General features: G+C 72.8%; 9 protein-coding genes. All 9 read right to left on the minus strand.

Annotated elements, in window-relative coordinates:
* Window positions 1-9: 9 nt before the first annotated feature.
* A complete protein-coding gene (gene ftsW / locus HD593_RS37850; protein ID WP_185106708.1) occupies window positions 10-1,299 on the minus strand; it encodes a putative lipid II flippase FtsW in 1,290 nt (429 codons plus the stop codon).
* Window positions 1,283-2,659, minus strand: coding sequence for a UDP-N-acetylmuramoyl-L-alanine--D-glutamate ligase (gene murD / locus HD593_RS37855; RefSeq protein WP_185106709.1), 1,377 nt, complete (start codon window positions 2,657-2,659; stop codon window positions 1,283-1,285). Before murD ends, ftsW begins: the two co-directional genes overlap by 17 nt.
* A complete protein-coding gene (gene mraY, locus HD593_RS37860; RefSeq protein ID WP_185106710.1) occupies window positions 2,659-3,714 on the minus strand; it encodes a phospho-N-acetylmuramoyl-pentapeptide-transferase in 1,056 nt (351 codons plus the stop codon). The genes murD and mraY overlap by 1 nt, the downstream gene beginning before the upstream one ends.
* Window positions 3,711-5,204 carry a UDP-N-acetylmuramoyl-tripeptide--D-alanyl-D-alanine ligase gene (locus HD593_RS37865; RefSeq protein ID WP_185106711.1) on the minus strand — a complete coding sequence of 498 codons (1,494 nt, stop codon included), beginning with the start codon at window positions 5,202-5,204 and terminating at the stop codon, window positions 3,711-3,713. Before HD593_RS37865 ends, mraY begins: the two co-directional genes overlap by 4 nt.
* On the minus strand, window positions 5,204-6,733 hold the full coding sequence (locus tag HD593_RS37870) for a UDP-N-acetylmuramoyl-L-alanyl-D-glutamate--2,6-diaminopimelate ligase (RefSeq protein ID WP_185106712.1): 1,530 nt from the start codon (window positions 6,731-6,733) through the stop codon (window positions 5,204-5,206). Before HD593_RS37870 ends, HD593_RS37865 begins: the two co-directional genes overlap by 1 nt.
* Window positions 6,734-6,773: 40 nt before the next feature.
* Entirely contained in the window at window positions 6,774-8,504 is a 1,731-nt protein-coding gene (locus HD593_RS37875; protein WP_446686253.1) for a peptidoglycan D,D-transpeptidase FtsI family protein, read from the minus strand.
* A gap of 1,022 nt (window positions 8,505-9,526) precedes the next feature.
* Complete coding sequence (locus HD593_RS37880; RefSeq protein WP_185106713.1) at window positions 9,527-10,330, minus strand: hypothetical protein; 804 nt, start codon at window positions 10,328-10,330, stop codon at window positions 9,527-9,529.
* Window positions 10,320-11,285 (minus strand): 16S rRNA (cytosine(1402)-N(4))-methyltransferase RsmH, encoded by a 966-nt coding sequence (gene rsmH, locus HD593_RS37885; protein WP_185106714.1) that lies wholly within the window; start codon window positions 11,283-11,285, stop codon window positions 10,320-10,322. Before rsmH ends, HD593_RS37880 begins: the two co-directional genes overlap by 11 nt.
* Before the next feature lie 221 nt (window positions 11,286-11,506).
* A complete protein-coding gene (mraZ, locus tag HD593_RS37890; protein WP_185106715.1) occupies window positions 11,507-11,938 on the minus strand; it encodes a division/cell wall cluster transcriptional repressor MraZ in 432 nt (143 codons plus the stop codon).
* Window positions 11,939-11,956: the final 18 nt, after the last annotated feature.

Raw genomic sequence — 11,956 nt, forward strand, 5'->3', positions numbered from 1 at the left:
GGTCACTCCCTAACGTGTCACTCGGCCTCTGGTCGTACCCCCCAGGCCAAGCCAGCTTAGGGCCCGGGCGGCCGGTCCGGGGCCACGAGCCGCCAAGGCCTCACGCGCGCCTGGCTCGCGCTTGGCGAACGACAGCAGCATGCCGAGCGCGGCGAGCGTGGGCAGCAGCGCGGAGCCGCCGTACGAGACCAGCGGGAGGGGGATGCCCGTGATCGGCAGCACGCCGAGCACGGCCCCCATGTTGACGGTCGCCTGCCCGACGATCCAGGCCACCATGGCGGCGGCGGCGAGCCTGATGAAGGGGTCGTTGACCCGGACGGCCACGCGCAGCCCCGCGTAGCCGAGCAGCCCGAACAGCGCCACCACCATCAGCGTGCCCATCAGCCCGAGCTCCTCGCCGATGATGGCGAAGATGAAGTCGCTCTCGCCGTGCGGCAGCCAGCTCCACTTCTGCCGGCTCTCGCCCAGCCCCAGCCCGAACCAGCTGCCCGAGCCCATCGCGATCTGCCCCTGCACGGCCTGGTAACCGGCGCCCTGCGCGTCGGCCCACGGGTCGAGGAAGGCGCCGATGCGCGCCATCCGGTACGGCTCCACCTTGATCATGATGACCGCGGCCAGCACCGCCAGCGCCATGATGCCGCCGAACAGCTTGACCGGCGCCCCCACCACCCACAGCAGCGACAGGAAGATCATGAACAGCACGAGCGTGGTGCCCAGGTCGCGGCCGAGCATGACCATGACGGCCAGGATCGCGGTGCCGGGCATGAGCGGGATCAGCAGCTGCCGCCACTCGATGCGGCCCTGCCGCGCCCGCCTGGCCAGCAGGTCGGCGCCCCACAGGACGAGCCCGAGCTTGGCCGGCTCCGACGGCTGGATGGTCAGCGGGCCGATGTAGATCCACCGCTGCGCGCCCAGCTCCGACGAGCCGATGAACAGCACCATGACCAGCGCGATGATCGACAGCGCCATGACCGGGTAGCCGGCCCAGCGGAAGAACCTGACGGGCAGGCGCGAGCACAGGTACATGACGGGCACGCCGATCGCGGCCGACAGCGACTGCTTGATGAACCACGAGAACGGGCTGCCGGTCTTCTGCAGCGCCTCGATGCTGGAGGCGGACAGCACCATCATCAGCCCGAGTGCGAGCAGCAGCGCGCTGCACATGATGATCAGGTAGTAGGTGGTCAGCGGCCGGTCGAGCAGCTCCTTCAGCGCGCCGAGCTGCTCGCGGGCCCAGCCCTGCGGGCCCTCCTTCGCGGGGGCGGGCGCCCTGACCCGCTCCTCAGCGCTCGCGCTCATGTCGCTGCTTCAGCTCACGTACGGCACGCGCGAAGGCCTCCCCCCGCGCCGGATAGTTCGCGAACATGTCGAGGGAAGCCCCCGCCGGGGAGAGCAGCACGGTGTCCCCGGGGGAGGCCAGCCGCGCGGCTTCGGTGACGACTTTTTCCATCGCACCAGTGTCCCGATCGGGGATGTCCACGAGGGGGACATTCGGCGCGTGTCGCGCAATGGCTTCGGCGATCCTGGCGCGATCGGTGCCCAGCAGCACCGCGCCGCGCAGCCTGGGGGCCGCCTGGCGTACCAGGTCGTCGACGTCGGCGCCCTTGAGCAGCCCGCCCGCCACCCACACCACCGACGGGTACGAGGCCAGCGCCGCCGCGGCGGCGTGCGGGTTGGTGGCCTTGGAGTCGTCGATGTAGTCGACCTCGCCTATCCGGTCCACGTGGGCCAGCCGGTGCGGGTCGGGCACGAAGTCGCGCAGCCCCTGGCGTACGGCCTCGGACGGCACCCCGAGCGAGCGGGCCAGGGCGGCGGCGGCCAGCGCGTTGGCCACGTTGTGCGGCGCGAAGGGGCGGATGTCCTCCAGCGTCGCCAGCTCCTCGGCCGCCTCGACCGGGTCGGCCACGAACGCCCGGTCCACCAGCAGGTCCTCCACCACGCCGATCTCGCCCCGCTTGGGCACGCGCAGCGTGAACCCGACGGCCCCGGGGTACGGCGCGGCCAGCCGGGCGGTCTCGGGATCGTCCGCGTTGAAGATCACGGTGCCGGCCCGCTCGTAGATGCGGCCCTTGGCGGCGGCGTACTCCTCCATGGACCCGTGCCAGTCGAGGTGGTCGGGCGCCACGTTCAGGATGGCCGCGGCGTGCGGGGCCAGCGTGCCGGACCAGTGGAGCTGGAAGCTGGACAGCTCGACGGCCAGCACGTCGTACGGCTCCGCGACGGCCTGCACCACGGGCACCCCCACGTTCCCCACGGCCAGGGCCTTACGGCCGTCGGCCTGGAGGATGGCGGTGAGCATGCGTACCGCGGTGGTCTTGCCGTTGGTCCCGGTGAGCGCCAGCCAGGGCGCGGCGTGACCGGGGCGCAGCCGCCAGGCCAGCTCCACCTCGCCGACGACCTCGACGCCGGCGCCCAGCGCGGCGGCGATCAGCGGGTGGTGCGGCGCCCACCCGGTGGTGACCAGCCGCGTCACCCCTTCGGGCAGCACCATCTCGCCGAACCGGGTCTCCACGCCGAGCCGGGCGAGCCCGGCCGCGGCGTCGAGCTGCCGCTCGCCCTCCACGGACTCGACGACCACGACCCGCTCGCCGCGCGCGGCCAGCACCCTGGCGACGGCGGTACCGGACACTCCGAGCCCGGCCACACAGGTGTAACTCATTACTTGGGCATCCACTCCACGTAGAACAGCCCCAGCCCGAGCGCCGCGCACAGGATCGCGATCAGCCAGAATCGGACCACGATCGTGGTCTCAGCCCAGCCCTTGAGCTCGAAGTGATGCTGCAGGGGGGCCATTCTGAACACACGTTTGCCGGTCATCTTGAACGACCCGACCTGGATGATGACCGACAGCGTGATGATCACGCACAGGCCGGCCAGGATGATCAGCAGGAGCTGGGTGCGGGTGGCGATGGCCAGCCCGGCCAGCACGCCGCCCAGGGCCAGCGAGCCGGTGTCGCCCATGAAGATCTTGGCGGGCGGCGCGTTCCACCACAGGAACCCGATCAGCGCCCCCAGCACGGCACAGGCCACCACCGCCAGGTCGAGCGGATCCCGCACCCAGTAGCAGTTGGGGCCGAGCTGGTCGATGCAGTTGTTGCGCAGCTGCCAGTTGCCGATCAGCACGTACGCGGCCAGCACCGCCCCCGTGGCGCCACTGGCCAGGCCGTCGAGACCGTCGGTGAGGTTCACCGCGTTGGAGAACCCGACGATCATGATGAGCACCCAGATGGTGAACCCGACGATGCCGATCGACGGGCCGATGTCGCGCAGGAACGACACGCGGGTCTCGGCGGGGGTGATGCCGTAGACGTTCGGCTGGCGGGTCACCAGGACGGCGAAGACCGCGCCGACGACGAGCTGGCCGAGCGCCTTGGCGCCGCTGCGCAGGCCGAGGCTGCGCTGCTTGTAGATCTTGATGAAGTCGTCGAGGAAGCCGACCGCGCCCAGCCCGGTCATCAGGAACAGCACCAGCATGCCCGACACGGTCGGGGGCTCCACCGTGGCCAGGTGGGAGGCGCCGTAGGCGAGCAGCGCGGCCAGCACGAACACGATGCCGCCCATCGTGGGCGTGCCCTTCTTGCCGAGGTGGGCCTGCACGCCCTCCTCGCGGACGTTCTGGCCGATGCCTCGCCGGGAGAACAGCCTGATCGCCAGGGGGGTGCCGAGCATCGACAGGACCAGGCCCACCGCGCCGGCGATGACGATGTTGATCACTGGGTGGCACCTCCGAGCACGAGCTCGGCCGTCCGCTCCAGACCCATGGCCCTCGGGCCCTTGATCAGCACCGCGTCACCCGGCCGCAGCCACGCGGCCAGCTCCCTCGCGGCCGCCTCGGCGTCGGGCACGTGCACGATCCGCGTCGGCTGCCCGTAACCGGGCTGCCCATGGCCGGGCTGCCCGGGGTAGGCGGGCGCTCCCGGAGGTGCGCCGTCCGGCCCCTGCCACCCGGCGGGGGGCTGTGCGGCGCTCGCCTGGGCGGCCGCGTGGGCGCCCGCCAGGACCGGCTCGGCGTCGGGTCCGGCGACGACGAGCCCCGCCAGCCCCGCGCCGCCGGCCAGCCGGCCGAGCTCGGCGTTGAGCGCGGGCCCCTCCTCGCCCAGCTCCCGCAGCGCCGCGATGACCGCGAAGCGCCGCCGCCCCCTGCCCAGCACCTCGAACGCCGAGAAGGCCGCCTTCATGGAGTCGGGGTTGGCGTTGTACGCGTCGTTGACCACGGTGACCCCGTCGGCCCGCTCCGTGACCTCCATCCGCCACCGGCTGCGCGGCGTGGCCTCCGACAGCTCCTCGGCGATCGTGGCCACCGGCAGGCCCAGCTCGTACCCGGCCGCCGCCGCGGCCAGCGCGTTCTCGACGGCGTGCTCCCCGTACAGCTGCAGCGACACGTGCGCGGCCCCGGACGGGGTGCGCAGCGTGAACGAGGCGCGCCCGCGCGCGTCCACCACGACCCCCTCGGCCCTGATCGACGCCGACTCGCCGCGCCCGTAGAAGGTGATCCGCGCCTCGGTGCGCGTGGCCATGCCGCGCACCAGCGGGTCGTCGGCGTTGAGCACGGCCACGCCCGAGCGCGGCAGCGACTCCACCAGCTCCCCCTTGGCCTTGGCGATGGCCTCCTTGCCGCCGAACACGCCGAGGTGCGCGGTGCCGACGTTGAGCACCACGCCGATCTGCGGCGGGGCGATGCGGGTCAGCTCCTTGATGTGGCCGATGTTGCGCGCGGCCAGCTCCAGCACCATGAACCGGGTGTCGAGGTCGGCGCGCAGCACGGTCAGCGGGTGGCCGAGCTCGTTGTTGAAGCTGCCCTGGGGCGCGATGGTGGCGCCGATCCTGGCGGTGAGCCTGGCCAGCAGGTCCTTGGTGCTGGTCTTGCCGGCCGAGCCGGTGACGCCGATGACGGTGACGTTCGACAGCGTACGGACCTGGGCGGCGGCCAGCTCGGCCAGCGCGGCGGCGGTGTCGGGAACGATCACCGCGGGCGCCTCGACCGGCCTGGCGGCCAGCACGGCGACGGCTCCGGCCCGGATGGCGTGCGCGGCGTAGTCGTGACCGTCGACCCGCGCGCCCTTGATGGCGACGAACAGGGATCCCGGTTCAACGGCCCGCGAGTCGATCACGACGGGCCCGCGCACCACCGCGCGGGGATCGGCCATGCCCGACAGGGCGCCCGAGGTTATCTCGGCGATCCTGGCCAGCGGCAACGGGATCATTAGTGCTTCCTGCTTTCCTTGCGTGCGTCGATCGCTCCGGCGACCACTTCGCGGTCGTCGAAGGGGATCACCTCGCCTGAAACGTACTGGCCCTGCTCGTGACCCTTGCCCGCCACGACGATCACGTCGCCGCGCCCGGCCCGGGCGATCGCCAGGCCGATGGCGGCCGCGCGGTCGGGCTCAATGATCACATGAGCGCGGTCGTGCTGCGGAACGCGGAGCGCTCCCTCCATCATCGTCGCGAGGATGGCCAGCGGATCCTCCGAGCGCGGATTGTCGCTCGTGAAAATGGCCACATCCGCCAGCTCGGCGGAGATTTCCCCCATGATGGGGCGTTTACCCTTGTCGCGGTCGCCGCCGCAGCCGAGCACGATCGTCAGCGTGCCCTCCGTGACCGTACGCAGCGAGCGCAGCACCGACTCGACGGCCCCCGGCTTGTGCGAGTAGTCCACGACGGCCTGGAAGTCGTCCTCGGCGCCCGTGACGCGCTGCATGCGCCCGGGCACCCCGCCCAGCGTGCCGACGCCGTGCACGGCCGTGTGCAGCGGCACCCCGGCCTCGACGAGCGTGACGACGGCGCCGAGCGCGTTGGCCACGTTGAACGGGCCGGGCAGCGCGACGCTCGCGTCGGCCTCGACGCCGCCGGGCCCGACCACCCGGAAGACGCTGCCGTCGGAGCCGAGCCTGGCGTCCACCGCCCGCCATTCGGCCTCCGGGTCGCCCAGCGCCGAGAACGTGGTCATCGGCACCTTCGCCAGGTCGAGCAGCTCGCGCCCGTAGCGGTCGTCGAGGTTGGTCACCCCGACGCGGCTCAGCTCCGGCTGGAACAGCTTCACCTTGGTCGCGAAGTAGTCCTCGAAGTCCTTGTGGAAGTCGAGGTGGTCCTGCGACAGGTTCGTGAACAGGGCGACGTCGTAGTAGATGCCGTCGACCCTGCCGAGGGCGAGCGCGTGGCTGGAGACCTCCATGGCGGCCGCGGTGACGCCCTCCTCGCGCATCAGCGCGAACAGGCCGTGCAGGTCGCTGGCCTCCGGCGTGGTCAGCGTGGGCTGGAAGCGCAGGTCGCCCGCGTGGATCTCGACGCCGCCCACCAGCCCCGCCCGATGGCCGGCGGCCCGCAGGCCCGCCTCCAGCATGAACGTGGTGGTGGACTTGCCGCTGGTGCCCGTGACGCCGAGCACCTGGACGTCGTGGGCCGGCTGCCCGTACACCCAGGAGGAGATCTGCCCGAGCAGGGCGCGCGGGTCGGGCACGATGAGCACCGGCAGGCCGGTGGCCACGGCCGCGTCGCGGCCCGCCCGGTCGGTGAGCACGGCCACGGCGCCGGACGCCATCGCGTCGGCGGCGAACGTGGCGCCGTGGACCCGGTTGCCGGGCAGCGCTACGTAGAGGTCGCCGCGTCTGACGCTGCGGCTGTCGATGGTGACGCCGGTCAGCGCGGCATGAGGCGACCGCGCAGTGCCCGAATCGGCGTCGAGCATGGTCGCGAGCCCGGTCAGCGGGCGAGGCGGGCTGGTCGTGGGACGCATAGACGACGGGGGACGCACGGCGAGAGCGTACCTTCCCTGGTCACTGTCCGGCGCGCGTACGCACCGTCGGCGCGGCGGAGCCTGTGGGAGGAATCTTCTTGCTCTTGATGGCGAACGTCATCACATCCTTGAACACGGGGGCCGCCAACTGCCCGCCGAAGTGGCCCTTCTTCGGGTTCTGCAGCACCGACAGCACCACCAGCCGGGGCTTGTCGGCCGGCGCGAACCCGACGAACGAGGCGGTGTAACCGTCGTAGCGGCCGAGCTCGGCGTCGTACCGGTTGGCCGTGCCCGTCTTGCCCGCCACCCGGTAGCCGTCGATGGCCGCGAGCTGGCCCGTGCCCTCCTCGCCCACCGCGCTCTCCAGCATGGTCGTGATCTCCTTGGCCGTCGTCTCGCTCACCACCCTGGTCTGCTTACCAGCAGGAGCCGGGACGAACCTGCCCGTGGCGTCCGTCGTGCCCGCCACGATCTGCGGCTCGATCTTCACGCCGCCGTTGGCGATCGTCTGGTAGACGCTCGCCATCTGCAGGGCCGTCACCGAGACGCCCTGCCCGTAGGCGACCGTGCAGCTCTGGCTGCCCGACCACTTGCGGTAGTCGGGCAGCAGACCCGCCTCCGCGCCGGGCACGCCGCCACCAGGCGTGGAGCCGAACCCGAACGCCTTCAGCATCTCGTACAGCTTCTGGCTGCCGACCTTGCGCGCCGCCATGACCGTGGCCACGTTACTGGACTGCGCCATCGCCTGGCGGAACGTCAGCGCCTCCACCTTGTGCGCGTGGGCGTCACGCAGCACCTGGTCGGCGCACCTGATCCGGTCGGGCACCTGGTAGACCGTGTCGGGGGTCACCACCTTGGCCTCCAGCGCCGCGGCGGCGGTGATCACCTTGTTGGTGCTGCCCGGCTCGAACACGTCGGCGGCGGCCTTGTTGACGTACCTGGACTCGGGGGCCTTGCGCCAGTTGTTCAGGTCGAGCTCGGGAGCGTTGGCCATGGCCACGATCTGCGCCGTCTGCACGTCCATGACGATCACGGTGCCGCTGTCGGACCCGGACCTCTGCACCTGCTCGGCGATCGACTTCTGGGCGGCCCACTGGATGTCGCGGTCGATGGTCAGCCGCATGTCCTGGCCGTCCACGGGCGCGGTGCGCTGGCTGCTGGTCATCGGGATGCGCAGGCCGTCGCGGCCCGTCTCGACGCGCTGCTCGCCGTCGCGCCCGGCCAGCAGCGAGTTCTTGGCCTGCTCCATGCCGCCGAGCCCGTCGCCCTCGTCGCCGACGAACCCGATCAGGCTCCCCGCCAGATCGCCGGACGGGTAGAGCCGCTTGTACGTCTTCTTCGCCGACAGCGCGGGCACGCGCGCCTGCAGCAGGCGCGTGGCCACGACGGGATCGACGTCCCTGGCCAGGAGCTGGTAGTGGGTGCCCGGCTTGGCCAGCTTGGCGGCGATCTCCTGCTCGTCCTTGCCGAGCTGCTGGGCCAGGATCTTGGCGACGTTGGCGCGCACGCCGACCGGCACCTTGGTGGGGTCGATCGACACCTCGCGGGCCTCGACCGTGACGGCCAGGTCGTGGCCGTTGACGTCGGTGATCGAGCCGCGCTTGGCCGGGATCGTCTCGACGTGCTGGCGCTGGTCGGCGGCGGCCTCCTCGTACACCTTGGAGTCGAGGCCCTGCATCTGGATCAGGCGCCCGGCGAAGATCGACAGGATGAACGTCATGCCGATCAGGCCGAAGTTGATCCGCCGGCGCGGGCTGCCCAGCCGCAGCACCAGCGGCGGGCGCGGCGGCCTGGGCGGCGGCCTGCGCGGGCCCCTGGGCGGCGGCACGTCGCCACCCAGCGGGCCGCGCCTGGCGGCCCGCTCGCGTGCCTCCGGGCGGGAGCTTCCCGGCTGGGGGCGGCGGTGCGGCCCGTCCTCCTGCCTGCTCCTGCGCCTGGCGTCCTCACCTCCGCCCCGCCCGGACTCCGTCCCGCCCCGTCCGGCCTCGGGTCTGGCACGCCCGCTCTCGGGCCTGGCGCGGCCGGTCTCGGCCCGCCCCGCCTCCGCTCTGGCGCGGCCGGTCTCGGGCCTGGCGCGACCGCTCTCCGCCCCGGTGCGGCCGCTCTCCGCCCTGGGACGCCCTGCCTCCGACCCGGTGCGCCCGTCCCCGCGCCGCGCGCCGGTCCCGCGGGCCGCGGCGCCTCCGGATCCGGCGCCCCGGGATGCCGAGGGGCGGTCGTCGGGCCGCTCGCCCGCACGACCGCGGTCACGCTCGTCCCGCCCCTGCACGCGGCCCCTCAGCCGCTCGTCCTCTCCGGCGCCCCGGGAGCCACGGCCCCTGGGGCTGTCGGTGTCCTCGCGTCCCTGGGCGCCGCGGCCGCGCGGGGAGTCGCCCTCGTCGCGGGGCCGCCTGCGGGTGTCGTCCGCCGGCTCCTGCCGGGAGCGGCCGCGCGCGTTGTCGCCGGAGTCACGCCCCGGCCGGTCACGGCCGTCGTCGCGGCCGAACGTGTCACGTCCGAACGGCAGGTCGAGGGGGTCGCGCGGGCGTCGCGGCGGGTTCTCGGGCGACGCCGGACGCCCCGCCCCGTCGGAACGCCCCCCGTCAGAACGGCCCCCGTCCGAGCGGGAACCGTCCGAGCGGGAACCGTCAGAACGGCCCCCGTCAGACCGCGAACCGTCCGAACGGGAGCCGCCGCCCTGGCGCCCCGCCCGCCCCGGACCTCCCGGCGTACGACGAGCGGCGCCGGGCCCTCCCTGAGAGCCGGCGCCGCCAGCGCCGCGGCCGGGTCCCTGCCCCCTGCCGCCCGAATCCCTCACCGCTCCGTGTCCACCCGGCTCGCCTGGTCACCCGCGCTGCTCCAGCTGTTGACCTCGCCCCAGTCGCGGTCGTAGCCCTGCTTCTCGGCCAGGTCGGCGATGACGTCGGGCTGGGTCTTGCGCTGGTACTCCTGGTCGATCTGCTCGTTCTGCAGCCGCGCCTCGGCGATCTCCTTGCGCAGGGTGGCGTCGGTGATGGCGTCCTGGGCGAGCATGGTGTTGAGCAGCAGCAGGCTCACCAGGCCGCCACAGAGCAGCCCGACGACGAGCAGCACGAACGGCGCCCGCTGCCGCCGCGCGGGACCACGCCGCGCCGCGGGACGGCTCGCCGCCGTCTCGGCACGCGAGCGCCCGCCGGCCGGCCGCTTCCCGGCGGCCTGGGCACGCACCCGCTCGACGACCGGCGTCCTGCGGCTCGCACCCCGCACCCGCTCGGCGGCCGGCACCTCACGACCGGCGGCGTCACGCACCCGCTCACCCGCGTCACGCCCGCCCGTCTCACGGCCGGCGGCACCGCGCACCCGCCCGGCGGCCTCACGGCCACCGGCGGAGCCGCGCGAGCGGCCGGCGGCGGGCGCCGTGCCATCCGCCTCGGCCCGAGCGCGCTCGTCGGCCGGCCGCCTCCCGGCGGCCTCGGCGCGGGTTCGTTCGGCGGCCGAGCGCTTGGCCTCGGGCTCGTGCCGCGTGTCGGGACGGGGACGCGGCTTGGGCTGGTGCCCCGTCGCCGAGCGGCGCGTGCCCGTCTTGGGCACGGCGCGGCGGCCGGGCGCACCCTTGCCGGTCTCCTGCTCAGTCGTCAACACGGATCCTCTCTGCCGCCCGTAGCCGGGCCGAGGCCGCCCGCGGGTTGCGGGCGAGCTCTTCGTCGCTTGGGAGCTCCGCTCCCCTCGTCAGCAGGCGGAACCTCGGCTGGTGAGCCGGTAGCGGGACGGGCAGCCCTGGGGGGCTGGTGTCCCTGGTTCGCGCCGTGAGGGCCTGCTTGGTGAGCCGGTCCTCGAGTGAGTGGTAGGAGAGCACGACGACTCTCCCGCCGAGCACCAGCGCGTCGAGTGCCGCCGGGAGCGCCGCCTCCAGGGCGGACAGCTCGGCGTTCACCTCGATGCGCAGCGCCTGGAAAGTTCGCTTGGCCGGGTTGCCCCCGGTGCGCCGGGTCGCGGCGGGGATCGCCTCGCGGACGATGTCCGCCAGCCGCTTCGTAGACGTTATTGCCTCTTTGGCCCGTTCCTTGATGATCAGCCCCGCGACACGCGGGGCGAATCTCTCCTCGCCGTAGTCGCGCAGGATGCGCGTCAGCTCGGCGGCGCCGTAGGTGTTGACCACCTGCTCGGCCGTCAGCTCCTGCGAGGTGTCCATGCGCATGTCGAGCGGCGCGTCGTAGGAGTACGCGAACCCGCGCTCCGCCTCGTCGAGCTGCGGCGAGGAGACGCCCAGGTCGAACAGCGCCCCGTTGATCGCGGTGCGGCCCGTGCGGGCGAGCACGTCCGCCAGCTCGGCGGAGGAGGCGTGGACGAGGGTGATCCGGTCCGCGTACGCGCTGAGCCTGCGCGTGGAGAAGTCGATGGCGAAGGGGTCGCGGTCGATCCCGATCAGGTGCAGGCCCGGGTGGGCGGCGAGCAGGGCCTCCGAGTGGCCACCGAGGCCGAGGTTGGCATCGACGACGACCGGGTCAGGCACCGAGAGCGCGGGGCCCAGCAGCTCCAGTACGCGCTCGAGCAGCACCGGAACGTGACCGCCCGTGCCGACGTCGTCGCTCATCTCCAACCCCCCTCTCGCGTCCTTGCTCGCGGTTGACGCGTTCATCGATCGTTCGCCGGTCCTTCCTGGGTCCCCACCCGGAGCCGCCCGGCCAGGTCCCCATCCGCACCCTCTTCGTGGACGCCCGCCATCTGACACCGGGGAAGGTGCATCAGCTGGCGGACAGTGGTTGCGGGTGGAGACCTCGCCGAACGACATCACCGACGGATCGACCGTGGTCACTACAAGATCCCTGGCAGCACCTCCTCCGACAGCTCGGAAAACGCCTGCTCCTGTGCGCTGAGATAGGTGTCCCAGGCCTGTGCGTCCCAGATCTCCAGCCGGGTGTTGGCCCCGATGACGACGCAGTCACGTTCCAGCCCCGCGTACTGGCGGAGGCTCTGCGGGATCGTGATGCGCCCTTGCTTGTCTGGTTTCTCGTCGGACGCGCTGGCGAAGAAGACGCGGCTGTAGTCACGCACCGCCTTGGCGGTGACCGGGGCGGTGCTGAGAGCCTCGGTAATGCGCTGGAACTCCTCCACGGGAAACACGTAGAGGCATCGCTCCTGGCCTTTGGTGATCACAAGACCCTCCGCCAGCTCCTCACGGTACTTAGCCGGCAGGAACAGCCGTCCCTTGTCGTCCAGACGCGGTTGATGGGTGCCGAGGAACATCGGCCCCACCTCCCGTGC

The organism is Nonomuraea rubra, assembly GCF_014207985.1.
In the GTDB taxonomy this organism is placed as follows: domain Bacteria; phylum Actinomycetota; class Actinomycetes; order Streptosporangiales; family Streptosporangiaceae; genus Nonomuraea; species Nonomuraea rubra.

Bases quoted from the DNA above. Each gene is read 5' to 3' on its own strand.
- ftsW (WP_185106708.1), bottom strand. From the start codon at position 1,299: ATGAGCGCGAGCGCTGAGGAGCGGGTCAGGGCGCCCGCCCCCGCGAAG.
- murD (WP_185106709.1), bottom strand. From the start codon at position 2,659: ATGAGTTACACCTGTGTGGCCGGGCTCGGAGTGTCCGGTACCGCCGTC.
- HD593_RS37865 (WP_185106711.1), bottom strand. From the start codon at position 5,204: ATGATCCCGTTGCCGCTGGCCAGGATCGCCGAGATAACCTCGGGCGCC.
- HD593_RS37870 (WP_185106712.1), bottom strand. From the start codon at position 6,733: ATGCGTCCCACGACCAGCCCGCCTCGCCCGCTGACCGGGCTCGCGACC.
- rsmH (WP_185106714.1), bottom strand. From the start codon at position 11,285: ATGAGCGACGACGTCGGCACGGGCGGTCACGTTCCGGTGCTGCTCGAG.
- mraZ (WP_185106715.1), bottom strand. From the start codon at position 11,938: ATGTTCCTCGGCACCCATCAACCGCGTCTGGACGACAAGGGACGGCTG.